The 24,878-nt window shown below is 66.5% G+C and carries 17 protein-coding genes; 9 read left to right on the top strand and 8 right to left on the bottom strand.

Annotated features, from left to right (window positions below; all coding sequences use genetic code 11):
• Nucleotides 1–691: 691 nt before the first annotated feature.
• The 3 genes from HBB12_RS33695 (at nucleotide 692) to HBB12_RS33685 (ending at nucleotide 4,722) form a co-directional block, all read left to right on the top strand.
• Nucleotides 692–1,468, top strand: coding sequence for a hypothetical protein (locus HBB12_RS33695; RefSeq protein WP_236993607.1), 777 nt, complete (start codon nucleotides 692–694; stop codon nucleotides 1,466–1,468).
• A 49-nt stretch (nucleotides 1,469–1,517) separates the two neighbouring features.
• Nucleotides 1,518–3,578, top strand: coding sequence for a glycosyltransferase (locus HBB12_RS33690; RefSeq protein ID WP_236993606.1), 2,061 nt, complete (start codon nucleotides 1,518–1,520; stop codon nucleotides 3,576–3,578).
• Between the two features lie 160 nt (nucleotides 3,579–3,738).
• Entirely contained in the window at nucleotides 3,739–4,722 is a 984-nt protein-coding gene (locus HBB12_RS33685) for a GDP-mannose 4,6-dehydratase (RefSeq protein ID WP_236993605.1), read from the top strand.
• Between the two features lie 91 nt (nucleotides 4,723–4,813).
• Here HBB12_RS33685 and HBB12_RS33680 read toward each other — a convergent pair whose 3' ends face one another.
• The 5 genes from HBB12_RS33680 to HBB12_RS33660 form a co-directional block, all read right to left on the bottom strand.
• Entirely contained in the window at nucleotides 4,814–5,386 is a 573-nt protein-coding gene (locus HBB12_RS33680) for an NUDIX domain-containing protein (RefSeq protein ID WP_236993604.1), read from the bottom strand.
• Nucleotides 5,387–5,468: 82 nt separating this feature from the next.
• Entirely contained in the window at nucleotides 5,469–7,409 is a 1,941-nt protein-coding gene (locus tag HBB12_RS33675; RefSeq protein WP_236993603.1) for a glycosyltransferase family 2 protein, read from the bottom strand.
• On the bottom strand, nucleotides 7,406–8,833 hold the full coding sequence (locus HBB12_RS33670; RefSeq protein WP_236993602.1) for a DUF6212 domain-containing protein: 1,428 nt from the start codon (nucleotides 8,831–8,833) through the stop codon (nucleotides 7,406–7,408). Before HBB12_RS33670 ends, HBB12_RS33675 begins: the two co-directional genes overlap by 4 nt.
• Before the next feature lie 169 nt (nucleotides 8,834–9,002).
• Nucleotides 9,003–9,659: an AAA family ATPase gene (locus HBB12_RS33665; protein ID WP_236993601.1), complete on the bottom strand. Its 657-nt coding sequence runs from the start codon at nucleotides 9,657–9,659 to the stop codon at nucleotides 9,003–9,005.
• 79 nt (nucleotides 9,660–9,738) lie between these two features.
• Complete coding sequence (locus tag HBB12_RS33660) at nucleotides 9,739–10,155, bottom strand: hypothetical protein (RefSeq protein ID WP_236993600.1); 417 nt, start codon at nucleotides 10,153–10,155, stop codon at nucleotides 9,739–9,741.
• 540 nt (nucleotides 10,156–10,695) lie between these two features.
• On the opposite strand from HBB12_RS33660, the gene HBB12_RS33655 reads away from it, so the two are divergent.
• The 6 genes from HBB12_RS33655 to HBB12_RS33630 all read left to right on the top strand — a co-directional run bounded on the left by HBB12_RS33655 (nucleotide 10,696) and on the right by HBB12_RS33630 (nucleotide 19,255).
• The gene (locus tag HBB12_RS33655) at nucleotides 10,696–12,918 is read left to right on the top strand and encodes a DUF4214 domain-containing protein (RefSeq protein WP_236993599.1); all 2,223 of its coding nucleotides are present in this window, start codon (nucleotides 10,696–10,698) and stop codon (nucleotides 12,916–12,918) included.
• 383 nt (nucleotides 12,919–13,301) lie between these two features.
• On the top strand, nucleotides 13,302–15,524 hold the full coding sequence (locus tag HBB12_RS33650; protein WP_236993599.1) for a DUF4214 domain-containing protein: 2,223 nt from the start codon (nucleotides 13,302–13,304) through the stop codon (nucleotides 15,522–15,524).
• 294 nt (nucleotides 15,525–15,818) lie between these two features.
• Nucleotides 15,819–16,574, top strand: coding sequence for an FkbM family methyltransferase (locus HBB12_RS33645; protein ID WP_236993598.1), 756 nt, complete (start codon nucleotides 15,819–15,821; stop codon nucleotides 16,572–16,574).
• 219 nt (nucleotides 16,575–16,793) lie between these two features.
• Nucleotides 16,794–18,230, top strand: a complete 1,437-nt coding sequence (locus HBB12_RS33640) for a class I SAM-dependent methyltransferase (RefSeq protein WP_236993597.1) — start codon at nucleotides 16,794–16,796, stop codon at nucleotides 18,228–18,230.
• A complete protein-coding gene (locus tag HBB12_RS33635) occupies nucleotides 18,230–18,478 on the top strand; it encodes a transposase (RefSeq protein WP_236993596.1) in 249 nt (82 codons plus the stop codon). The genes HBB12_RS33640 and HBB12_RS33635 overlap by 1 nt, the downstream gene beginning before the upstream one ends.
• A gap of 87 nt (nucleotides 18,479–18,565) precedes the next feature.
• Nucleotides 18,566–19,255 carry a hypothetical protein gene (locus HBB12_RS33630; protein ID WP_236993595.1) on the top strand — a complete coding sequence of 230 codons (690 nt, stop codon included), beginning with the start codon at nucleotides 18,566–18,568 and terminating at the stop codon, nucleotides 19,253–19,255.
• A gap of 2,026 nt (nucleotides 19,256–21,281) precedes the next feature.
• Here HBB12_RS33630 and HBB12_RS33625 read toward each other — a convergent pair.
• The 3 genes from HBB12_RS33625 to HBB12_RS33615 all read right to left on the bottom strand — a co-directional run bounded on the left by HBB12_RS33625 (nucleotide 21,282) and on the right by HBB12_RS33615 (nucleotide 24,874).
• Complete coding sequence (locus HBB12_RS33625) at nucleotides 21,282–22,163, bottom strand: amidohydrolase family protein (RefSeq protein ID WP_236993594.1); 882 nt, start codon at nucleotides 22,161–22,163, stop codon at nucleotides 21,282–21,284.
• Nucleotides 22,164–22,179: 16 nt separating this feature from the next.
• Nucleotides 22,180–23,550 carry a short-chain fatty acid transporter gene (locus HBB12_RS33620; protein WP_236993593.1) on the bottom strand — a complete coding sequence of 457 codons (1,371 nt, stop codon included), beginning with the start codon at nucleotides 23,548–23,550 and terminating at the stop codon, nucleotides 22,180–22,182.
• Between the two features lie 100 nt (nucleotides 23,551–23,650).
• Nucleotides 23,651–24,874, bottom strand: a complete 1,224-nt coding sequence (locus HBB12_RS33615; RefSeq protein WP_236993592.1) for a CaiB/BaiF CoA transferase family protein — start codon at nucleotides 24,872–24,874, stop codon at nucleotides 23,651–23,653.
• Between the last annotated feature and the right edge of the window lie 4 nt (nucleotides 24,875–24,878).

The following is a 24,878-nucleotide window of genomic DNA, read 5'->3' as shown; positions in this document are numbered from 1 at the left end:
CGCCTGCCAAGGATCTATATCCGTCTTGCTCACCACATAGCGGACCAAGATCTATCATTCGCGAAAACTTAAAAATGGCATAATATCATTCCAGCTTTAGATTGGATTATGCCAAAAGCTCATTGATATAAAATATTATCAAAATCGTCAATTGTATTCTGATACCAACGGCCCAAGATGCTGACGCATCGGGCCGTTGAACCATCTCGAATTTTCGACACCAAACCAAAGGCTTGGCGAAAATTTGAGAACGGAACCAAAGGTCGTTTTCAACGACCGTAGGTATGAAATGTGCGCTATAAATCATCTTTCACCCAGAGCGGGCAAGCCGAAAAGCACGCACGTGGAGATATTTGATCATTTTTGTAATTAAATCGTGGCGTCAGACACGAGTCAGAGACGGCTTCTTCTCAGTTTTATAAACAGCAACCTCTGATGCATAAGACGATCCATTTGACATTGCAATGTTGCAGCAAGTGAACGAACGTGAACGAGGTATCGGTTTCAAGCAGGGGCTACGACGCGTGACTCGCCTCCCACACCTCGGCAAGCAGTCGCGATTGCCCACGAATTTCACTGTATCGCCGGCACGAAACCTGTATCAGGGCAGGCCAATGCGCGGGGGCGTTACGCAGGACGCAGCGAGGTATGCGAGCCGCGGTCGTCGGAAAAATGCGGTAGGGGCTTGTCAATGCCGAACATTATCAGCCGTATCAGAGCCAGGGGCCGCTCTTCGCGGCATACCTCCCGTGCGTCGGTCGACGGGATCATCGGAACGAAGGTCGTCGGCTGGGCACTCGACATCGGTGATCCTCATCGCAAAATCATGGTCGAGGCATTCTCCCGCTCGGGCGAAAGCACGCGGACATTAGCGGATGCTTTCCGGAAGGATCTGCTCGACGCTGGAATCGGCGACGGCTATCATGGCTTCGAGATCAGCATCGCGGGATGGAAGGGCGATCTCTCGGACATCTCGGTCCGTCGTGCCGACACAGGTGAGGTCCTCGGGCGTGCGCCCCTTCCGATGCTGCGGTCCGCAGCTCAGAGCAGCGATGCCTCTCCACGTTGGATCGGCTATGTCGACTACGTCGATGACACGTCGGTCGTCGGCTGGGCGTTCGACCGCGAGCTTCCCCATCTTCCCGTCGCGATCGAGGTCTGCACGGATACCGGCTTGCGAACGACGGGTCTCGCCGATGCCTACCGGCCAGATGTCGAGCGCCTGGGCTACGGCAATGGCCGCCACGGTTTCCACATCGAGTTGCCCCGGATGAGCCCTCGCGGCCGCATCACCGTGAATTTCGCATCGTCCGGTGCTCCCCTCACGGAACATCCGATCGACGTGAACCCCGAGGCGGCGCTGTTGACGGGCCGCGTGCCGTCCGCGTTCAAGCGTGCGATGGAGCGGGCCGCCTTCGAGATTGGGGTGCGGTCGAAGGAACTAAGCGGAACCCGGCCGGGGATATGAATCCCCACCGCCATCCAGTTTCGTGACACAAGTCAGGCGAGCGATTTTGATGACGGTCCGGCAAGGTTCAGCAGCCGACATACTCGTCGACGTGGTCGATCGGGCAAGCGACCCAGAGGGGCTGATCACCAAGTATGTTCAGTTCGAGAGCTTTCGCCTGCTGCGCGAAGGCCATCTCCAAGAGATGTCGGGCACCTTGCAGGATCGACTCAAGGTGCTGATGTGGTATCTTATCGACTACGTGGCACATCGCAGTGCCAAGTATGAGATGCCACTCTCAGCCGAGCAAATTCGTTTTCTCAACAGTCCGATGCCGATCGCCGGCGGCTCTCCCGCAGTCACCGTTGCACTGTATAACTTCGTCGCCCGTGAATTGCCGAGCCACATTCATCTCGACAGGCCGGACATCCTAAAGGAAGCGCTGTTCTGGTGGTGCACGCAAAAAGCTCCTATTTCGAAGCTTGATCGATTTCTCGTCACGGATGAGCAAACGGCAATTCTTCATATCGAGGAGAAGTGGCAAGGACAGGAATATTCCTTTAATTACTTCATGGCACGGAGCTTCGAAAGCGACAAAGACCTACTCGGACTGGTAGGAGGCCGCACCTCTGATCGCGCTGCGTATTTCTACTATCTTCTTCTCAAGAGCTACACGCAACCCTATATCCGGCGACTTCTTCCGGGAGACATGATCCGTCGGGTCACGCGGCTCGAACAGGGCGGTGCGTCGATGTTCGATCGCGTCCTGGCTCAGCTCGCTCTGCCGCCCGGGTCGGGAATTTCTGATGGCAAGGCGCTTCGCGAGAGTGGCGAACGTCTTCTCAGCCGCGCCGATGTCGAGTCTTGGCGTGGCCCAGCACGCGGCACACCCGCGCGCGGATGCGGTGAGTACCTGATCCAGCGGCGCGATCTGTCCGGCCCCCGCGAGGCCGGCATTGCCCTCATCGGCCCGCTGCATCAGACATCGGGACTGGGCCAGGCCACGCGCCTCTCCTATGAGATCCTCAGCGCGTCCGAGACGGTGAAGCCGACGGCCCTGCCCTTCGGTCTCGACAACCCGGCGCCGATTGGTTTTGCCACCGAGCTCAAGATGCTTCCGTTCGACCGGCCGCGCGAGATCAACCTCATACACCTCAACGCCGAATCGATCCCACTCGCCTTCGCCTTCGAGCAGCGCGAGATTCTCTCAGACAGCTATAACATCGGCTATTTCTTCTGGGAGCTCGACAAGCTGCCGAAGTGCCAGCAGCTCGGCATCGAGCTGGTTGACGAGATCTGGGTCTCGTCCGAGTATAATCGCGAGATTTATGCTCAGAATACGTCAAAGCCGGTGATCAACGTGGGAATGGCGGTGGAAGCCCTCCCCGATGCGGCGCCGGCCTCGCTGTCGCAATACGGCATCCCGGAAGGCGGGACGGTGTTCCTAACCACCTTCGACTCGTTCTCGTTCATCGAGCGCAAGAACCCGATCGCCACGATCGAGGCCTTCCTGGCTGCGTTCCCGGACCGGCGCCAGAACGCGAGTCTGATCATCAAGACGCAGAACAGGACCCGTGTCCCCGATCCGCATCAGGTCGCGCTCTGGAAGCGGATCGATCAGCTGATCAAACAGGATCCGCGAATCATCCTGTTGAACGAGACGCTGCGGTACAGCGATCTCCTCAGCCTCAAGAAGGCCTGCGACTGCTACGTCTCGCTGCACCGCTCGGAGGGCTGGGGCTTCGGCATGATCGAGGCGATGCAACTCGGCTGTCCGGTCATCGCGACGGGCTATGGCGGAAACATGGACTTCTGCACGCCCGAGACGGCCTATCTCGTCGACTACGATCTCGTCGGCGTGCGCACCGAGGAATACATCTTCGTCGAGCGCGGCAGCCGGTGGGCGGATCCGGACGTCATGCAAGCGGCCGCCGCCATGCGGCAGGTGGCGGCGGACAAGGCCGCTGCTCGAGCGAAGGGACAGGAGGCGGCCCGTGTCGTCGCCGCACAGTTTAGCGTCGGGGCGATCGCCCGTCGCTACGGCCGTCGCGTGGAAGAGATCCGTGCGCAGCGGGCCAACGCGCCATCGCTCGCACCGTCTGATGATCATCAACGCCCATCGGTCCGATAAAAGTGCGAGGCGGTTGCGCTCCCAGGGACGGATGGGCGGCCTGGCGGACAGGCGGCGGCTGCCCCGACCGCACGGCGGTGCACGGTGAAATTAGTCTCGGAACGCGGGAGGCGTGCTGCGATCGGCACACCGGCCTGCGTTCGGCAGGAAAGTGGATCTTATGACGAAGAAGCGGGCTCTCATCACCGGCATAACAGGTCAAGATGGCGCTTATCTGGCACAGTTGTTGCTTGAGAAGGGCTATGATGTTTTCGGCGTCGTGCGACGCTCGAGCCACGCCGGCATCTTCGACCATCGGCTGAAGTGGCTCGGCATCGCGTCCGACGTCGAGATCTTCGACGGCAACCTGACGGATCTGTCGAGCTTGCTTCGCATCGTTGAGGACACCAAGCCCGATGAGGTCTACAATCTCGCAGCCCAGTCCTTCGTGGCGGCCTCCTGGCAGCAGCCGCTGCTGACCGGCCAGGTCACGGGACTCGGGGCCGCCGCGATGCTCGAGAGCATCCGGACCCGTCAGCCCCAGGCGCGCTTTTACCAGGCCTCGACCTCGGAGATGTTCGGCTTGATTCAGGAGCCAGTGCAGAGCGAGACGACGCCGTTCTATCCTCGCTCTCCCTACGGTGTCGCCAAGCTCTACGCCCACTGGATGACGGTCAATTACCGCGAGAGCTTCGGCCTGCACGCATCGAGCGGCATCCTGTTCAACCACGAGAGCCCGCTGCGGGGAACCGAGTTCGTGACCCGGAAAGTCACGGATGGGGTTGCCCGGATCAAGCTCGGGCTGGCCAAGGAGCTGCGCCTCGGCAACATCGACGTGAGGCGCGATTGGGGTCACGCCAAGGACTACGTCCGCGCGATGTGGCTCATGATGCAGCAGGAGAAGCCGGACGACTATGTCATCGCGACGGGTCGGACGACGACGGTTCGCGACATGTGCGCGATCGCGTTCGAGCATGTCGGCCTCGTCGCCGACGACTACATCACCATCGATCCGGCCCTGTTCCGGCCGGCAGAGGTCGAGGTTCTTCTGGGCAATCCCGAGAAGGCCAAACGCGTGCTCGGCTGGAGCGCCGAGATCCCGCTCGAGACCATGATCCGGGAGATGGTCGACGCGGATCTGGCGCGCCTGCGCGTCACCGTTTGACGCAATAGACCGCCGATCGCGGCGTTGCAGCCTCGATATGGCTGCGGCGCCGGCGACCGGGCGTCGCTCGACGCGTCTTGGTGAGCGCGGCCTAGACTCCGAAGAGTTCGGGACGGCGCAGTTGCAAGGCCTGGAGCAGGAGCAGGGTCTTCATGTCGCGGAGCTGGCCGACGGCCGCCAGGCGCGCCAGCTCGTCAAGGCCGACCTCCTCAACGGTCAGTCGCTCGCCGTCGGCGACGATCCCGCCTCCCTCCGAGACCCTGTCGCCCTCCGAGTAGGGCGCGAGGTAGAGCCAGATCCGCTCCGAGGAGACGCTCGGCATCGCATAGGCCTCGACGATCAGCTCGAGGGAGGTCAGCCGCACACCGGCCTCCTCGAGAGCCTCCTCCACAGCGGTCGCCTCGGGCGACTTCTCGTCGAGGCCGCCCGCGGGCACCTCGGCAATCTGCTCGGTCTCACCCCAGTACAGCACGCCGACCCGGTCCTGCCGCACCAGCAAGGCGCAGCGACGCTCCGGATCGTAGGGCATGACGGCTGCCGCTGCGCCATGGTGCTCGAACGCCCGATCGACGGTGCCTCCGTTCGGGGTCTTGAGCGTGGCGATCCCAAAGGTGTTCCAGCCCTCATGCAGGACGCGCAGGCGAAAGTCGGCGGGGTCGGTCATGCAGTCTCTCTCGTGTGCCGGCGCCAGCCACGGTAAGCGGTGCCGAAGGTGCAGGGGCGCCGGTTCCGACCGCATATCTCGGTCATGCCGGCAAGACGATGAACTTCGTGCCAGGAATGCCCAGCGCCACGAGCCTCCCCCCCTCCTCCGCCGTCTCGACCAGCACGTGATCGATCGCGTGCTCGAAGGCCGGGATCAGGCGATCCGCCTGCACGGGCCAGCCACCCCGATCGTGGTAGACGGCGATCCGGGTCCCCTGAGCCCGCCACTCGGCCAGGAACGGCAACAGGCTCTCCGACGCCACGATGAGGATGTCGAAGCCGGCCAGCGCACCGCGGACAGCCCGCCACTCGGGATCGCCCGGAGCCGGCAGGTCGAACCCGTGGCCGAAATAGCGGAAGGCCTTTACCCCGTTCCCAGGCCAGTCCAGAAGCTCGAGATTGGCCGCTCCGGACGGCACCACGGCCACAGAGGGATGCGCGCCGCCGACGACGAGGTGGATGTCGGCAGGCGCATTTCCGGTCGCACGCAGGAAGCGCGCGGCGATCGCGACTGCGCGTCCGGGATCGCCCGCGGTCACGACAGCTACGCTGAGCCGGTCCGGTCGGCGTGCCAGGTTCGAAAGCGGCGTGCCACCGATCTCCTGGCGCAAGGCCGCGACAATCCCGTGCGCGTCGGGCAGCGTCTGCAAGTGCCAGTGCCAGCGCTGCGGCGACTCCCAGTCGGCGACCTCCTGGCGGCAGGCTGCCAGCGCGGCATGCATCGCGTCGAGAGCCCGACCCGGCGCCGGTGCGCCGTCGGGCCGGGCGAGCGCAACGACGGCCGCACCAGCCGCAGGATCGCTCGGCGGAGTGGGGGGGGCAGCCGCAGGCAGCCTGTCGCCAGCGACGGCGGCGGCGACCGCGGCGGTAGCGATGAGGACGAGGTGGGCCTCGCCAACATCGTCGCCGGACCGGATCGCGATGCGATCGCCAGGCTCAAGCCGCAAGATGGCTGCTCCGTTCGCCGCATCGGCGGCGGCCTCGAGGTGGCGCAGGGTGGTCTGCAGGAGCTTGTCCCGCCCGAGCGCAACGACGACGGCTGGCTCGCCCCACACGAGATAGGGCGGCAGCGACGGATGTTCGGGCTCGGCAAGGCTGCGCCACAGCAGGGCGGCAAGATCCGGTCCGGCGAGCGGTTCGGCCGGTCGTGCCGCATCCGTGAATCGCGTGATCGCCTCGCCCACCCGCCCGTAGCGGGGGTGATGCTGCTGCTCGGCGGCGAGGAGCGCTCGCGCGGCGAACAGGTCGGGGTGGCGCCGCCGCAGCGCCTCAAGGAGCATGGGGCGCTGCCGGGCCGCGTTGCGCACCATGCTCTCGGGCCGGTAGCGATAATCCAGTCCCATGCCGGGCTCGCATCGGCCGCGAAAGCCGCGCGACCAGGCCGCGAGCCAGAATGCCCAATCCTCGAAGCCGTCGCGCAACGTCTCGTCGTATCGCAGGCCGGCGTCGAACACCCGGCGATGGATCAGGGAGCTCGCATCCATGAAACTGCCCTGGAGCGCGGCATGGAGCGGCGAGACCGGCACTGCGGCGTGCCCCGACAGGGTGATCCCGAACTTGTTGATCTGGGGAAAGACCCAGCTCACCGTCTCGTCTCGCGCGAGCACCGCGTATCCCCGCGCCAGCGCGCCGGCCGCCAGGCGATTGTCGGCGTCGAGCATGGCGAGTGCCGCGACGTCGGGCCATTGCGAGAGGGCGGCGGTGATGCCGGCGTTGCGAGCGGCACTCAGGCCGCGATTGCCGGTGCGCACGTAGATGATGCGCGGATCGGACAGGGCATAGGCGAGCCCGAGCGCGTGCGTGTCCGGCAGCGGGCAACCGTCGTTGACGATGACGATGCGACAGGCGATCTCGCTGTCCTGGGCGAGTGCCGAGGCGACAGCTTCGACCAGGAATTGCGGCTGGCGAAAGACCGGAATGACGATGGCGACGCGGGGGCCGGCCGTCGGGACATCCCTGCGAACGGGACGAAGCGTCCTCACAGGTAGGCCTGCATCTGAGTGATCACGATCCACACCGCATCATCGCTCACCGGGGCGGCCGGCTCCGAAGCGATCAACAGGTCGCGCGGCTCCACGAGCGGCTCGGCGAACAGGATCGAGATTTCCCGGAGGGTCTCGCCATCGAGCGTCACCTGCCGCCAGAGCGCCGGATCTGGCTCGGCCTCGTCGGCGAGTTCAGGCTCCTCGACCCCGAACCATGCCGCGTGGGTGAGCGGCGCAGCGGCCTGTATCCGGGCCCGCAGCAGGATGCCGCGTGCGCCGGCCGGGCAGGCCCCCGGGATGCGCCCCTGCCGGCCGGCCCTGCAGAGGACTGCGCCGTGCTTGCTCATGAAGATGGTATCAGGAGCCTCCCCGTCCGGCGGGGCCGGCTCGGCGACGACCCCGGCCAGGATCTCGTGCCCGACGGTTCGCAGCGCGAAGGGCGCCGGCACGGCATCGGCTGGGTCCGGCATGACGGTTCCGGCGGGATGCGGCGGCGTGGTGCCCGGCACCGCGGCGAACACCTTGAGCGCCAGGGAGTGGGGGGCGACGCTCTCGCCGGTCGCCTCGTCGCTGAGCTGCGCCGGGACGAGCGCCTGATGGCCGCCGAGCGCGAGATTGGCGCAGGCGATATCCGTCGAGGCCGAATCGAGCACGAGCACGAGCGTGCGCGTCAGGCCTGCGAGCGCGCGCGGCAGGCCCAAGCGGATCCAGCCATCCTCCTGCGGGCTCGCCACCCGCCATTGCGCGAGTATGGCCGCATCCTCGATGGCGACCAGCCGTACACGGAGCGGAGCGAGACGCCGCGCGCTCGCCGCGCAGGCGATCGCGATTCCCGCCACGCCCGTGCTCGCCACCGGCAGCAACTGGCGCAGGGCTGCGCCCGGGGTCAGCTCGATTTGGGTCTCGAAATCCGGGTCTCCCGTGGCAAAGACGCAGACGAGGCTCGCGAGCCCGACATCCCCGATGAAGCGGTCGAGATCCGCGCGGATCGATGCCTGGGTCTCGACCTCGGCCCGCAGGACCGTGACCTGACGGGCGTGGCTGCTTGCGACCTCGGCCAGGCCCCCCGCCTCGGACGCGAGGCGCGCCAGGAGAACGCGCATCAGCATCGCCGGCTCGCTCTCGACCTGCGTCACCTCCGGCAGGTCGGTCGCGCCCTGGCGTGCGAGCCAGTCCCGGACCTGCTGCATGAGTGCGACGCTCGCCTCAGTCGCGAACAGCCCGAGGCATGCGGAGGGTGGGAGCGACGTGGTGAGTTCTTGCCCATCACCGGCCCGATAGACGAGCCGGTCCTGCACGAGGCCGATGACTTCGACCCGCACGACTGCAGCTGGCACGCCGGCTTCGCGCCACGGCACGTCCCCGGCCACCAGGGCGCACAGGACAGGGAGGGGACGATACGCAGGAGGATGGGAGGTCACGAGCAGGCTTCCTCGGTGAGGTCGTCCGGATCAGCGCCGGCAAAGTGTGCGGCCAAGAATGCCGCTAAGGGTGGAGATCCTACCGGGCTGTCGACCATGCGGCCTCGATCGCGCTGAACCGCCCCTCGCGTCGTCGGGCTGCGCTTTCCGGGCCGGCGATATGGAGCGGTCACGGCGCACCCGCCGTCGCGCGACCGGACGGCAGCGCTTCCATGATGCGGCGCCACAGGTTCCGGCACTCCTCGCTGGTCGAGCCCTGCCAGTCGATCTCGCTCGGAGCCCGCCCTTCGGCGATGCTCTGGCCGATGCCGCGCCGCTCGGTCAGCTGGCCGTCCCACAGGTGGGGCGCGAGATCTACAAGGTCGGCGCGCAGGAGGCGCAGTTCGGGACATTCGCGTCCGAGGCGCCGCGGCGGCGCGTCGGTCGGCACGATCAGGAACGGCTTGCCTGCCTCCCGCGCCGCCTCGACGGTGGTGCGGACCGCCCAGCGATCGGCTGCGTCGCACTTCGTCGGGATGACGATGAGGTCGGCCGCCTCGATGGCGGCATGCCCCATGGCGCTGTACCCGGCGGGCGTATCGATGAGGCAGAAATCGATGCCGTGGCCCTGCGCCGCATCGATCAGATCGGTCAGACGAACGGCCGAATCGATCGTCACCACGGCCGGCTGGATCATCGCGCGCCGCGAAGCCCAGGCAAAGGCCGTGTTCTGGCCCTCGTCGGTATCGATCAAGACGACGCGCAGTCGTGCCTGCGCGAACAGCGACGCGAGCAGGATGCTCAGGGTGCTCTTGCCGGCGCCCCCCTTGTGGGCAGCGACCGTCAAGACGAGCATCGGGGCCTGGTGCCGTGCGCGAGCATACAGCGGGGCCTCTCGACGCCGCGCGCGCGGTCGCGCGGGATCATCACGGCTCCGCGCGCGCAGCCGCGCGCCTGGCCTGGATGCGGCGCTGGAGTGAGGCCTTCGCGTTCTCGGAGATCTCCAGCTCGCTCGTCGTCAGTGGATCGCAGACCGAACGCAGCCGCGCCTGGTCGTCCGCGACGCTATCCGCCCCCTCGGCGATGATCTTGCGCCAGGCGCAAGCGATGATCTCGGAGCGCGGCAGCGGCGGGCAGCCGTCGACGTAACAGGCCGCGAGGGTGCGCCGACTGTCGAGATCGCCCGCGATGGCATTCATCGTCAGGGCGGCCGTATCGTCCTCGGCGCGTCGGGCCTGGAAGGCGTGGTTGATAATGTAGCCGGTGCCGACGACCGAGAGCAGCGCCGCGCAAGCCGCCAGCACGTTGATCACGACGTTCGCCGACCGCGGCTCGACCTTCATCACGCAAACCTGATCTGGAGCAGAATGGTCACCGCGACGGCCGTCCCTGCGAAGGATTGTGCCACGTCGCCTCTTCCTTACGGCGGATACTCTTGTGCATGAGGCTTCGTCCTGGCGCAAGCCGGTGGACCGGCCCAGGACAGTACCGAAGCGGCTGACGAGTCGGTCACCCGGAGCGCGCGGCCGTGGGCCTGCGGGGCGCGATCCTGCAGATACCGCGCCGGCCCCTGGGCCTGCGCAAGGCCGGCCTCGGCTCACCGATCGTCAAGCTTCACGACCTCCTACCGGGCAGGCTTCACAACTCCCTAATCTCACAGGTCGCTTTCGATCGGCCAGCAGCAACCATTCGTTCAGTTTACAGCGTCTGAAGTTTACACTTGCATTTAGATCCTATTCATATTGCAACTTAGTGAGGTTAATCAAAGACTGAGTTGGCATTCTATTCAGGATGCGCACCGGTGGCATTCGTTTAACTTTAGATTTCAACCGATTGGACAGGCGATACCGGCATTTTGCTCTCAACTTCTTCGGAGCAGAACGATGTCGGCCCCCACCACCTGGTCTACTCTTGCCAACGCCCTGTCCTCCAACACCAGCGCCCCGGCCATCGCGAACCAGGCGATGTGGAACCTGCAGAGCGGCACCGGCACGGTCGGCATCGATGCAACGGGTGCCTGGAAGCAGGCGACCGGCGCCGGCGTCAGCATCGCGGTGTTCGACGATAACGGCCAGCACGCGACGGCGGTGACCGGCCTGCTCAACGCCAAGCCCTCGGCCGCCGCGCCGATCGGCGTCGCCTACGATGCGACGCTGTCGAGCTTCCAGGTCGTCGGCGTCTCGGCCAGCAAGGTCGCCACCACCATGGCGAACGCCGTGAACTTCGATGTCGCCAACAACTCCTGGGGCTGGGACGCGTCGCTCTACGTCAATCGGGCCCAGGCCTCGTGGTCGGCATTCTTTGCCGACCTGTCGAATGCGGCCGACCACGGCCGGGGCGGCCTCGGCACGACGCAGGTCGTGGCGGCAGGCAACGGCCGGGCGACCGGCGGCGACACCAACCTGTCGAACTTCACCAACGACCGTCACATGGTGACCGTCGCGGCGGTGACCTCGGAGGGCAAGGCCGCGAGCTACTCGAATGGCGGCGCCTCGGTGCTGGTCGCCGCTCCCTCGAGCGGCGGCGCCCGCGCGCTGACCACGACGGACCTCGCCGGCGCGGCCGGCTACTCGGCCGGCGACACGACGGACCAGTTCGGCGGCACCTCCGCCGCCGCGCCGCAGGTCAGCGGCGTCGCCGCCCTGATGCTGCAGGCCAACCCGAACCTCGGCTGGCGCGACGTCAAGACCATCCTGGCCTACGCCGCCGAGCAGCCCGCCGGGATCGCCACCACCACCAACGGCGCCGACCACTGGAACGGCGGCGGCCTGAAGTTCTCGAACGACACCGGCTACGGCGTCGTCGATGCCCGCACCGCCGTGCGCCTCGCCGAGACCTGGGGCGGCCAGAACACCTCGGCGAACGAGCTCAACCTCAGCGTCGCGGCAGCGCAGGCCAAGACCCTGACCGCCGGGTCGAGCATCAGCTACACCTTCACGGTCGGCCAGGCGATCAACGTGGAGACCGCCGAGATCACGCTGCAGGGTACCCACTCTAAGGTCGGCGACCTCACGGTGCAGCTGATCTCGCCGGACGGCACGGTCAGCACGCTGCTCGACCATGACGGCGGCAGCGCGGCGTTCCAGTCCTTCACCTTCAGCTCGAACGCGTTCCTGAGCGAGGGCGGCGCGGGTCAGTGGACCCTGAAGGTGAGCGAGGGCGCGGGCGCGGCCACCGGGAACTTCACCGGCGCGACGCTGGCGCTGCACGGCGCCGACGCGGGGCTTTCCGACGACATCTTCGTGTTCACCGACGCCTATGGCTCCCTCGGCTCGGGTCGGGACGTCATCCACGCCAATTCGGGCCACGCGGTGATCAACGCCGCCGCGACGACGAGCAACGACGTCATCGACCTGCATGCCGGTGCGACCTCGACGATCGCCGGGCACGCCATGACGCTGAGCGCCGACAGCACGGTCAAGACGGCCTATGCCGGCGACGGTCACGTCACGCTCATCGCCAACGACCTCGGCAACACGCTGGTCGGCGGGCACGGCATCACCACCTTCGTCGGCGGCAAGGCCAGCGACGTCTTCGTAAGCGGCAGCGGCAACAGCATCGTCACCGGTGGCGGCGGGCAGGACCGGCTTGTCGAATCCGGCAACTACGGCGACTGGAACTTCGTCAAGCAGGGCGACGGCTCCTGGCAGCTGATCCGTGCCGACGGCAAGATGGACCTGGTCAGCGGCGTCTCGCAGGTGCAGTTCAACGACAAGACGGTGGTGCTCGACGTCCAGGGCAATGCCAGCGCGGCGGCCCTGCTCTACGGCGCGGCCTTCGACCGGGCGCCCGATGCGGGTGGCCTGGTCAACTGGACGAACGTGCTCGACACCGGCAGCAGCCTGAAGTGGGTGGCCCAGCAATTCGTCGACTCGCAGGAATTTGTCCAGAACTACGGCGCCAGCACCAGCAACACCACCTTCGTGCACGAGCTCTACGAGAACGCCCTGCACCGGGCGCCGGACGCGCAGGGCCTTGCCAACTGGACGAATGCCCTCGACCACGGCGTGCTCGACCGGGCCGAGGTGCTGATCGGCTTTGCTCAGAGCCTCGAGAACCTCAACAACCACAGCGCCGCGTTCCAGCACGGCCTCATCCTCGCGTGAGGCGCGGATCGCGGCAGGAGGCCGGCCGCGGGCCTGCGGGGCGCAATCCTGCAGACACCGCGCCGGCCCCTGGGACTTGCGTGAAGCCGGCCTCGGCTCACCGATCGTCAAGCTTCACGACCTCCTACCGGGCAGGCTTCACAACTCCCTAATCTCACAGGTCGCTTTCGATCGGCCAGCAGCAACCATTCGTTCAGTTTACAGCGTCTGAAGTTTACACTTGCATTTAGATCCTATTCATATTGCAACTTAGTGAGGTTAATCAAAGACTGAGTTGGCATTCTATTCAGGATGCGCACCGGTGGCATTCGTTTAACTTTAGATTTCAACCGATTGGACAGGCGATACCGGCATTTTGCTCTCAACTTCTTCGGAGCAGAACGATGTCGGCCCCCACCACCTGGTCTACTCTTGCCAACGCCCTGTCCTCCAACACCAGCGCCCCGGCCATCGCGAACCAGGCGATGTGGAACCTGCAGAGCGGCACCGGCACGGTCGGCATCGATGCAACGGGTGCCTGGAAGCAGGCGACCGGCGCCGGCGTCAGCATCGCGGTGTTCGACGATAACGGCCAGCACGCGACGGCGGTGACCGGCCTGCTCAACGCCAAGCCCTCGGCCGCCGCGCCGATCGGCGTCGCCTACGATGCGACGCTGTCGAGCTTCCAGGTCGTCGGCGTCTCGGCCAGCAAGGTCGCCACCACCATGGCGAACGCCGTGAACTTCGATGTCGCCAACAACTCCTGGGGCTGGGACGCGTCGCTCTACGTCAATCGGGCCCAGGCCTCGTGGTCGGCATTCTTTGCCGACCTGTCGAATGCGGCCGACCACGGCCGGGGCGGCCTCGGCACGACGCAGGTCGTGGCGGCAGGCAACGGCCGGGCGACCGGCGGCGACACCAACCTGTCGAACTTCACCAACGACCGTCACATGGTGACCGTCGCGGCGGTGACCTCGGAGGGCAAGGCCGCGAGCTACTCGAATGGCGGCGCCTCGGTGCTGGTCGCCGCTCCCTCGAGCGGCGGCGCCCGCGCGCTGACCACGACGGACCTCGCCGGCGCGGCCGGCTACTCGGCCGGCGACACGACGGACCAGTTCGGCGGCACCTCCGCCGCCGCGCCGCAGGTCAGCGGCGTCGCCGCCCTGATGCTGCAGGCCAACCCGAACCTCGGCTGGCGCGACGTCAAGACCATCCTGGCCTACGCCGCCGAGCAGCCCGCCGGGATCGCCACCACCACCAACGGCGCCGACCACTGGAACGGCGGCGGCCTGAAGTTCTCGAACGACACCGGCTACGGCGTCGTCGATGCCCGCACCGCCGTGCGCCTCGCCGAGACCTGGGGCGGCCAGAACACCTCGGCGAACGAGCTCAACCTCAGCGTCGCGGCAGCGCAGGCCAAGACCCTGACCGCCGGGTCGAGCATCAGCTACACCTTCACGGTCGGCCAGGCGATCAACGTGGAGACCGCCGAGATCACGCTGCAGGGTACCCACTCTAAGGTCGGCGACCTCACGGTGCAGCTGATCTCGCCGGACGGCACGGTCAGCACGCTGCTCGACCATGACGGCGGCAGCGCGGCGTTCCAGTCCTTCACCTTCAGCTCGAACGCGTTCCTGAGCGAGGGCGGCGCGGGTCAGTGGACCCTGAAGGTGAGCGAGGGCGCGGGCGCGGCCACCGGGAACTTCACCGGCGCGACGCTGGCGCTGCACGGCGCCGACGCGGGGCTTTCCGACGACATCTTCGTGTTCACCGACGCCTATGGCTCCCTCGGCTCGGGTCGGGACGTCATCCACGCCAATTCGGGCCACGCGGTGATCAACGCCGCCGCGACGACGAGCAACGACGTCATCGACCTGCATGCCGGTGCGACCTCGACGATCGCCGGGCACGCCATGACGCTGAGCGCCGACAGCACGGTCAAGACGGCCTATGCCGGCGACGGTCACGTCACGCTCATCGCCAACGACCTCGGCAACACGCTGGTCGGCGGGCACGGCATCACCACCTTCGTCGGCGGCAAGGCCAGCGACGTCTTCGTAAGCGGCAGCGGCAACAGCATCGTCACCGGTGGCGGCGGGCAGGACCGGCTTGTCGAATCCGGCAACTACGGCGACTGGAACTTCGTCAAGCAGGGCGACGGCTCCTGGCAGCTGATCCGTGCCGACGGCAAGATGGACCTGGTCAGCGGCGTCTCGCAGGTGCAGTTCAACGACAAGACGGTGGTGCTCGACGTCCAGGGCAATGCCAGCGCGGCGGCCCTGCTCTACGGCGCGGCCTTCGACCGGGCGCCCGATGCGGGTGGCCTGGTCAACTGGACGAACGTGCTCGACACCGGCAGCAGCCTGAAGTGGGTGGCCCAGCAATTCGTCGACTCGCAGGAATTTGTCCAGAACTACGGCGCCAGCACCAGCAACACCACCTTCGTGCACGAGCTCTACGAGAACGCCCTGCACCGGGCGCCGGACGCGCAGGGCCTTGCCAACTGGACGAATGCCCTCGACCACGGCGTGCTCGACCGGGCCGAGGTGCTGATCGGCTTTGCTCAGAGCCTCGAGAACCTCAACAACCACAGCGCCGCGTTCCAGCACGGCCTCATCCTCGCGTGAAGCGCGACCGGCCGAGGCGACGCGCCCGAGATTCTCGCTGCCACTCCGATGCGCGTGCCCCCCGCAATCGCCCGCGCTGTCTGCGAGCCTCCCGGCCCCCCCCCCCGTGGGTGGTGGCCGGGAGGCTCGCAGACAGCGTCGAAGCCGTTATGATCGCGACTGGACGACGGCGCGTCATCGGACGGCCATGCGTTGACCGGTTCGCGGGCCGCCCGCCCTCCAGGTCGGGCAGACGGGGCAAGCGCACCGTCGTGCACACAACCGCGGGCTTCAACCCACGACACCGAGTGCGACATGCCGATCAAATCCGTGACCCTCAACGGGACGCTCCGCCAGATCGCCGGGCTCGACGACTTAGATCCCTACTACGCGAGCATCACCGATCGTTTTGAAGCCTCGTTCGAGGATTTCAGCGCACGCTATCTCAGGCCCGACTACATCTGCTGGGACATCGGCGCGAATATTGGTGTCACCGCCCTCATGATGGCAGGCCTGTGTCCCGACGGGCACGTCACGGCGGTGGAAGCCAACCGTCCGGTCTTCGATCTCCTGCAGCGCAATCTCGCTGACAACGACGTCCGCAACGTCACGGCTGTGCACTGCGCCATCGGCGACCGCAACGGCCGGACGCTCTTCAACGAACAGTCGGCCTACGGCCACATCGCTTCGTTCGGAACCAGCGTGACGATGCTCAATCCCGACACTCTGCTCGCCAGGACCGACGGACGCCTGCCGGACTTCATCAAGATCGACTGCGAGGGTTTCAAGCCGATGATCCTGAGGAGCGCGGCCGACCTCATCTGGCGGTCAAACGCACTGGTGCATTTTGAGTTCAACTCGTGGTGCCTGCTGCACCACTCGCGCTCGCAGCCGCTCGACTTTCTAGAATGGGTCATCAATACGTTTCCAGAGACGTTCATCGTCCGAGACGGCGGTACGCTGGAGCGGTTCGTGCTCCAGGATATCAGCCGCATCTTACACGACAACCTCATGAAATACGGCTGCCTCAACGACATCGTCGTGACGTTCGACGCCTCGCGCGTCGCATGAGCGCCCCTCGTCGGCAGACGGCATGACCGCGGTGAATCGAGAATGACGGCGCTCTGGCCTCGTCTTGCTGCCGACAGGCCCACCGGACGAGTGAAGCGACCGGTGCCGGCATGACGCCGTAGAAAGCGGCCGGCGCTTGACGGCGTAGATGCACTGCCGTTCCTGTGACGCCGCTGGTAGGTGACACGGGTCCGCGATCGCGCCGTCGGGGAGACAATGATGGACGAGAAGGCGGCCTTCGACGAGGCTTGGTACCTGACGGCCTACCCGGACGTTGCAACCGCGGTGGAACGCGGCGAGATCCTGGACGGGCTCACGCATTTCCTCCGATACGGGAAGTCCGAGGGCCGCTCACCCAGCGATCCAAAGGCCTGCCCGCCTCCCCCTGCCGCGCCCAGCCCCGCCCCCACGGCGACGACGCTCTACACGACGCACGAACTCGATGTGTTCGTCGACGCCGTCGATGCGGCCGGAGGTCCCGAGTCCCCCGAAGGGCAGACGCTGCTCAACAATTTCGCCCTGAGCTACGACACGCCGGTCGATCAACACCTCGACCCGTACAGCGACGCTTATGTAGCTGCTCAAGTCGCGCTCTACCAGGAGATCTCTGGCCGAGTCCTCGACCAGTCCACGAACGAACTCACGCAGTTCGACATCGACTCTCACGCGGCCGCCACTAACCCCTATGGCTGGCGCGACCCGTCACGCCTTGTTCTCCATCACTTGCGCATCGGCCGCGCCCTGCGGCTCGCCGGTCTTCCAGCGACTCCGCGGGTGCTCGACATCGGTGCGGGGTGGGGATTGACCACCGAGTTCCTCGCCATGCTCGGTGCCGACGTCGTTGCGCTGGACATCAACCCCGACTTCGTTGCGCTGATCAATCGGCGTGCCGTCCGATTGAACCTTCCGATCACCGCACTCGTCGGCACGTTCGAGACATTCCAAGTCGACGGTCGATTCGACATGGTCTTCTTCTATGAAGCGCTGCATCACGCCGTACGCCCATGGCAAGTGATCGCACGCTGCGCCGACCGGCTGAAAACGGCTGGAGTGATCGCGTTCGCCGCAGAGCCGATCCAGGACGCTTGGTGGCCTCACTGGGGCTTGCGGCTCGACGGCGTCTCCGTCTACTGCATCCGCAAATTCGGCTGGTTCGAGAGCGGCTGGTCCGAGCCATTCACGCACGACATGTTTCGACGCGTTGGTTTGAACCTCGTACTGGAGCCCGACGCCGAGGCTGGCGGCGGGACGACCGGGGTCGCGCGACCATTGACCTCGGCCGTGCCCGCCGAATCGCTCTCAGATTGGCTGGGTGTGGGATGGTCTCGGGACGAGACCGCCTTCTACTCCAGCGGACATGCCGTTCTCAACCTTCCCTGCGAAACGCCGGTAACGCATCTCGGTCTGCACGTCGTCAACTATCGCGATCGTCCTTTGAACGTGCGTGTCTTGGACAGCACGGGTACAGTACAGCACATCGATACTATACCATGCGGACGTAGCGAAATGGTTCTTCCGGCAGCTCTAGGCGAGCGGCAGCTGACCTTGAATTCCGACACCTGGGTGCCGGCAGAAGAATTCGATACTATTGACCGGCGGCGCATTTCTTTCTATCTTGAACATATTTCGGCTCGACATGCGTGCAATACAGTATAATGGGGCGCGACCTCGTTCTGGTCGCCGACAGCGGCTTTGCGGCGCTGGCCCTCCTCGCCGCCCCGAGCCGCCGCGGCGTGACGGTCGGTACCCGCTTGCGCCTCGATGCGGCCCTCTACGATCCGGCTCCGCCCCGCCGGCCCGGCACTGTCGGACGTCCGCGCATCAAGGGCGCGCGGCGCCCGAGCCTGGCGCAGGTCCTCGTCGAGGAGGCCACATTCTGGAATCGCCTCACGGTGGCGGGCTGATACGGGACCGGCGAGCGCACCGTCGAGGTCGCCAGCGAGACGGCCGTCTAGTGGCACGCGGGTCTGCCGGTGGTGCCGGTCCGATGGATGCTGATCCGCGATCCAGAGGAGCGCTCCTCACCCCAGGCCTTGCTGTGTACCGACCTGGAGCGTGATCCCGAACAGATCGTGACGTGGTTCGTGCGGCGCTGGAGCGTCGAGGTCACCTTTCAGAAGACCCGCGCCCACCTCGGCGTCGAGACGCAGCGCCGGTGGTCGGACGAGGCGATCACCCGCACCATCCCCTGCCTGCTCGTCCTGTTCTCGATCGTCACCCTGCTGGCCGCGCGACTCCCCGCCCGCGTGCGCAAGGCGGCGCAGGCCGCCTGTTATCCGAAGGCGCACCACCTTCCTGGATGCGCTGGCCAGCGTCCGCCAGGCTCTCTAGCGGGAGCGGGCTTTGGCAACATCCCCGGCCCAAGCGACACAGCACGAAACCTCGCTTCGCTCTGCCGCCGCTATGGGCCTACGCCCTCTGCAACGCTGCCTGAATGGCCAAAGTCGAGATCAGGGGCGGCGGATGTTTCCGTGGACGACGCCACGTTCAATCACCTGACCCGCAGCCTCGGTCAGGCCGCGGCGCATGCCCGCGGCGAGACCATGCCGGGCCTGCGCGTCCACATCCCTCGCGAGGTTGACGTGGCGGCGACCGGTGGCGAGTTCGTCGCCCGCACACCGTCACGAACGGCCCAGCCGCCGCGCCGACGACGGTGGAGGTGTGGCCGCGCCTGTTCATGATCGGCACCGCGAAGGGCACGCGGGAGGCAGCGCGGTGAGAGCGGTTGTGATCCTGGGGTTGATCCTGCTCGCGCTGCCGGCGCGGGCCGATCCCATCGCGGGCGATATCCTGCGGCGTCCGTTGGCACCCTACGGGACCGGCTGCCTGAGCGGATTGATCGACGAAATCCGGCAGGTCAACGCGAAGGCCAGTCACGGCCCCCTGTTCCGCCCACCCCCTCCCTCAACATCATGCCGGCGCAGCACCGCGAGATACTACGCCGGAAGGTCGAGGCCAATCCGGCTCTCGCTCATGAGCCCGCCAGCTACGTGATGGCCCTGGGGTTGATCGACACCTTTCCCTGTTCAGCGAAGCTTTAGCGGAGCGGCTGTCCAATTTGGACAGCGCGCCCCTCGACATTACCAATTCAGCACACTGGGCATCAGCCCTGCAGCGCTGCCGTGACCGCCCATGACAGCCGCCGGTGGCAGCGGGGCGGGACGCTCCACCCTCGAACAAGCGGGCGACGCGGGCGTCGTTGAGACCTCCGGCGGCAATCGTCCCTCGCGACCCGCGCCCCCGCTGCCCCGAGCGACCTGCCTCCCGGGCCGGCCAGTTTGAAGCCGACGCCAACCGCGACAATGTTCATGATCTGCCGCGCGATGTGGGAGGCCCGACCGCCATCGGGCAAGCGCCCCCCGCCCGGCATGTGGGTCATCGTGACGGCGCCGGCATAGCTGTTCATCAGCGCCCGATCGGTCGGATTGAACAGCACCTCGGCCAACCCTTTGCCCTCGCGGCCGAGGAAAGCCCGGATGCGCTCGGCCTGTCACCGCCGGCAGCCGCGTTGCCGGATCGTGCCCGACGAGGTGCAGGAGCGCAGCCTGTCTCAGGTTCGATCATTCCGGGCTCTCGCGGCGGACCGCCTGCTTGACGGTCTTGGCCTAATCGGCCGAACCCGACCGGGCACCCGGAGCACCGAGCCAAACAGGCCGGCGGCGACGCAATTCGGATCGAACCCGGCGCGCGCCAGACCATCCACCCGCTCGGGCAGGGAAGTCTGGCTGCCTCGGCCTGGGCGAGCCCGCGGCGGTACACCTCGAGGACCGCCCGCTGCTCCGGGGTACAGAACTCGCGCGGCGAGCACGCGGCCCTCGCCGGTCAGTGAGGTGGCCGAGGCGGGCGCCGATATGCGCCGCACGGCGCCTGGACGACAAAAAGCGCCGATTGCCGTCTCGCCCACGAACTGCACGAGCACGTCCAAGCGGATGCTACGCAGCTTCATTTTGAGACGCCTTGATAAGAAAATGGGACGTCAGGGTAAGACAATTTAGATGCAAGCGGCTTATGCCTCCACAACGCCGCAATAAAGGGCGTGGGGCGCGCTACAATGATCCATCATGATGCCGACCCCCAGCCTCTCGAACTCGTTGCTCGCTCCATGCACGAGCGTGCACGCGAGCGCATTCCGGAATGCCCTGCGTGGGACTGCCTGGACATGACAGATCCCTGGCACGCGGGGTTGATCCGGCTTGCCTATGACCGGGCGCACGACTTCATTGCCATGAGCGGCGGAAGCGGGAAGTAAGTCGCCAAGCGCAAGGAGCCAGCCGGCGGATAGGCCAGGTGTCCTAGATTTTTACCTTTAGTTAAGCATGACCCTGGCCTGATGGGGCCATGCCAAATCACCCGACCCAGCACCTCCCGTCCGTTGATCCACTCGCGGATGCCAGGGCCTTGCAGACCAGCATCATGGGCCTTCGCCATTTGCTGGCGGCCCAAAGCCGCCAGTTAGATGCCATCGAACGCCGCCTCTGCCTGGCCGGCAGCCCGGCCGAGACGGGAGCCCAACGCCTGCGTGCGCTAAAGGCCGGCAGCTTGTAGCGCCAACCCGTGATTGGGGTTGGACGCAGCGACGTCGCGGATCCAAGGCCGCTAGCAGGGCGAGGCGGCAGGTGGGTTTGGGATTGCCCCGGATCGTGGGGCAATCCCATGGAACGTGCATTGGGGTCACCTCGGACCAATCGAAGCAATGCCGAGCACAGCTCAACCAAAACAATATAGGTCTGCGGGGTTGTCGACCAGGATGCGGTCGCGCTGCCGTTCGCTGCCGGCCCATTCGGTCAGGAGATCGAACAGAACCGCATCATCAGGCTTGTGCGGCTCGGTCACGTGCGGCCAGTCGCTGCCCCAGACCAGACGATCGGGCGCCAGCCCGACGAAGGCGCGGGCGATGCGTGTGGCGTCGGCATAGCCCCGCGGTCCCTGCTCCGTGTTGAGATAGGCACCCGAGAGCTTCACCCAGGTGCGCCCGCCCTCTATCAGGCGGGCGATGACCCCGAAGGCCGGGTGGTCCGGCCCTTCCCGCGGCGGCAGACGGCCCATGTGGTCGATCACGATCGGGCAGGGCAGCTCCGCGAGCAGGTCCGCATGGGCGAGGATCTGCGCGCCCGACATATGAATCTGGGCGTGCCAGCCGAGATCGGCGATGCGCCGCGCCAGCGGCCGGATCATCGCCACGGTGGTGACGGTGTCGGCCGGGTTCCAGACGCTGAAGCGCAAGCCCCGAACGCCGCCGGTATCGAGGCGCCGCAACTCGGCATCCGGGACCTCGGGATGAACGACCGCGACGCCCCGTCCGTCCGGACCCAGGCGGGCCAGGGCGTCGAGGAGGCAGGCTGGGTCGGTGCGGTGGTACTTTGCCTGCACGATGACGCCGCGCGTGGTCCCGAGCCGGGCCTGGATCGCGCGATAATCCTCGAAGGTCGTCCCCTCCGGCCGGGTGGTCTCCGATGTCGCGAAGCGCGGGTCGAGGACGTGGAAATGGGCGTCGCAGGCCTTCGGGACCGTCCCGCTGCGCGGCAGACCCGTCCCGGCGGAATTCGGGAAGGCGCCCGTCTCGGCGGTCCCAGCGGTCGAGTCAGGCATCGTTCCCCCTCCCCGCTCACGCCAGCAGGAGCAGCGCGGCGCCGTAGACGGTCCCGGCTACCGCGAAGGTGACGACAGTGAAGCCGAGCACTCGCTGGATCCCGATCCCTGCCATCGCCACGACGGGCAGCGCCCAGAAGGGCTGCATCATGTTGGACACCTGTTCGCCCATCGCGACCGCCATGGTGGTGGCCGGAAGCGACGCATGCAGCGAGACCGCCGCGGGAATCGCGAACGGTCCCTGCACCGCCCAGTGCCCGCCCCCGCTCGGCACCAGGAAGGTGATGAACAGCGAGGCGAAGTAGGTCCAGAACGGCAACGTGTGCTGGGTGGCGACGGTCACGAAGAACTTCGAGATCATCGCGGCCAAGCCGGTCGTATCCATGATTCCCATGATGCCTCCGTAGATTGGGTACTGGAGCATCATCGAGCCGGTCTGCTTCGCGGCGTTCTTCATCGCATCCACGTAGGCGACCGGACGGCCGTGCAGGGCGATGCCGGCGATGAGGAAGATCAGGATGACGGCATTGGCGTCGAGCGAAACGCTCTTGCTGGTCCAGGTCACCGCGAGGTCGGCAACGCCGAGGGCGACGAGGACGAGGCTCAGCGCCCGCGAGCGGTTCAGCCGCGCCGCCAGGCTGTCGGGCAGGGCCGGACACTTGGGCGGATCCTTGGCCGGGGCCAGCTCGTCCTGGGGGACATAGATCTGCGCCTCGCTGTCCCGCGGACGCAGCCACACGAACACGACCGGCACGATGACGACGACCACCAGGGTGGGGATCAGGTTGAACGCGGTGAAGACCGTCTCGCTGAACGGCAGGATCACGCCCGTGAGCTTCTCGACGATGTTGAACGCGTTGCCGTGCGTGGCCTGCGACAGGGCGATCGAGCTCGACACGCCGCTGGCCCAGATCACCCAGCCCGAATAGGCCGCCGCGACGAGCCAGCCGAAATCGAGTCGCACGCGTTTGGCGACCTCCCGGGCCAGGATCGCCCCGATGACGAGGCCGAAGCCCCAGTTGAGCCAGGAAGCGGTGGCGGCGACCAGGAAGGTCATGACCACGGCCTGGTTGGGGGTCGACACCCGCCGCACCAGTGCCCGCAAGCCCCGCTGGACGAGGGGCGCATGGGCGAGCGCGTGGCCGGTCGCCAGGATCAGGATCATCTGGAAGGCGAAGCCCAGGATGCCGAACACCCCGGCGTACCAGGAGGTGACTACGGTGGCGGGGGCCCCGTTCGGCGCGACGAGGAGAGCGGCCAGCACGACGAGGGCGGTCAGCCCGATCGCGAGGACGAAGGGGTCCGGGATGATTCGCTCGAACACGTAGACCGTGCCCGCAACGAAGCTCCGCCGCTCGACGGCCGAGGCCGTGGGTTGATCCGTCATGACGTTTCCTCTTCGATTTTTTCGTCTTCGGGCGGCGCCGTGCGGGGTTCCCGGCGGCCGTGAGGCCGAATCGCCGTCGGCGCCCACGGCCGGTGTCAGGTCATCCACAGACCACGCCGTCGCGGACGAGCGCATCGAAAGCGTCGCCGGCGACGCCGATCTCCGCGAGCAGGTCCCGGTTGTGCTCGCCCAGCCGCGGGGCGGGCGTGCGGATCGTGCCGGGCGTGCCCCCGAGCCGCGGCACGATGTGGTGCATGGGAAGCCGGCCCATCTCCGGGTCAGGGTAGTCGGCGACCAACTCGCGGGCGACGACGTGCGGATCCTTCACGATCTGCGAGGCATCGTAGATCGGCCCGATCGTGACCTCGGCCGCCTCGAAGAACGCGACTGTCTCGGCCTGCGTGCGGGCACCGATGAACGCCCCGATGATGGCGTCGAGCTCGTCGGCGTGGCGCAGCCGGTCGGCATTGGTCCGGAAGCGCGGATCGTCCACGAGGTCGGGCCGGCCGATCGCCCGGAACAGCCGCTCGGTCATCCTCTGGATCGAGCCCGACAGGCCGACATAGAGCCCGTCGCTGCAGCGATAGGCGTTGCGGGGCGCCGAGTTGGTCGAGCGCGATCCCGTGCGCGGCTTGACTTTGCCGGTGAGCCGGTAGTTGGCCACCTGCGGGCTGAGGATGGCGAAGAGCGGATCGAGCAGCGGCAGGTCGATCACCTGGCCCCGGCCGCCATTCACCTCGACCTCGCGCAAGCCGATCATCGCGGCCGACGCTCCGTAGAGCCCGGCCACTCCGTCGGCGAGGTACATCGGCGGCAGCACGGGCTCGCGGTCGCCGAACCCGTTCATCGACGCAAAGCCTGAGAAACCCTCGATCACCGTGCCGAAGCCGGGCCGCTGCGCGTAGGGCCCGTCCTGGCCCCATCCCGAGATACGGATGATCGTCAGGCCGGGATTCAGCTTGTGCAGCGCCTCGGGCGACAGCCCCATCGTCTCCAGCACGCCCGGCCGGAAGCTCTCGACGAAGACCTGGCACGACGGCACGAGCTTACGGATCAAGTCGACCGCGCGCGGATCGCGCATCGACAGGCAAAGGCTCTTCTTATTGCGAGCGTAGATCTTCCAGTGAGTCTCGATGCCCTCGGTCTTCCAGGCGCGCAGCGTGTCACCCTCGGGTGGCTCCACCTTGATCACCTCGGCGCCGAAGTCGCCGAGAATCTGGGTGAGGACGTTACCGGCGAACAGGCGGGAGAGGTCGAGGACGCGGACGCCGTCGAGGGTGCCCTTGGCACCGGGCTGGTAGTCGCGCTGGGCGAGATCGCTCATGAGG

The organism is Methylobacterium sp. SyP6R, from assembly GCF_019216885.1.
Classification (GTDB): Bacteria; Pseudomonadota; Alphaproteobacteria; order Rhizobiales; family Beijerinckiaceae; genus Methylobacterium.
This window is presented reverse-complemented; position numbering and strand designations above follow the sequence as displayed.

Coding starts and splice junctions, on each gene's coding strand:
- HBB12_RS33695 (WP_236993607.1), top strand. CDS start 692: ATGCCGAACATTATCAGCCGTATCAGAGCCAGGGGCCGCTCTTCGCGG.
- HBB12_RS33690 (WP_236993606.1), top strand. CDS start 1,518: ATGACGGTCCGGCAAGGTTCAGCAGCCGACATACTCGTCGACGTGGTC.
- HBB12_RS33685 (WP_236993605.1), top strand. CDS start 3,739: ATGACGAAGAAGCGGGCTCTCATCACCGGCATAACAGGTCAAGATGGC.
- HBB12_RS33680 (WP_236993604.1), bottom strand. CDS start 5,386: ATGACCGACCCCGCCGACTTTCGCCTGCGCGTCCTGCATGAGGGCTGG.
- HBB12_RS33660 (WP_236993600.1), bottom strand. CDS start 10,155: ATGAAGGTCGAGCCGCGGTCGGCGAACGTCGTGATCAACGTGCTGGCG.
- HBB12_RS33655 (WP_236993599.1), top strand. CDS start 10,696: ATGTCGGCCCCCACCACCTGGTCTACTCTTGCCAACGCCCTGTCCTCC.
- HBB12_RS33650 (WP_236993599.1), top strand. CDS start 13,302: ATGTCGGCCCCCACCACCTGGTCTACTCTTGCCAACGCCCTGTCCTCC.
- HBB12_RS33645 (WP_236993598.1), top strand. CDS start 15,819: ATGCCGATCAAATCCGTGACCCTCAACGGGACGCTCCGCCAGATCGCC.
- HBB12_RS33640 (WP_236993597.1), top strand. CDS start 16,794: ATGGACGAGAAGGCGGCCTTCGACGAGGCTTGGTACCTGACGGCCTAC.
- HBB12_RS33635 (WP_236993596.1), top strand. CDS start 18,230: ATGGGGCGCGACCTCGTTCTGGTCGCCGACAGCGGCTTTGCGGCGCTG.
- HBB12_RS33630 (WP_236993595.1), top strand. CDS start 18,566: ATGCTGATCCGCGATCCAGAGGAGCGCTCCTCACCCCAGGCCTTGCTG.
- HBB12_RS33625 (WP_236993594.1), bottom strand. CDS start 22,163: ATGCCTGACTCGACCGCTGGGACCGCCGAGACGGGCGCCTTCCCGAAT.
- HBB12_RS33620 (WP_236993593.1), bottom strand. CDS start 23,550: ATGACGGATCAACCCACGGCCTCGGCCGTCGAGCGGCGGAGCTTCGTT.
- HBB12_RS33615 (WP_236993592.1), bottom strand. CDS start 24,874: ATGAGCGATCTCGCCCAGCGCGACTACCAGCCCGGTGCCAAGGGCACC.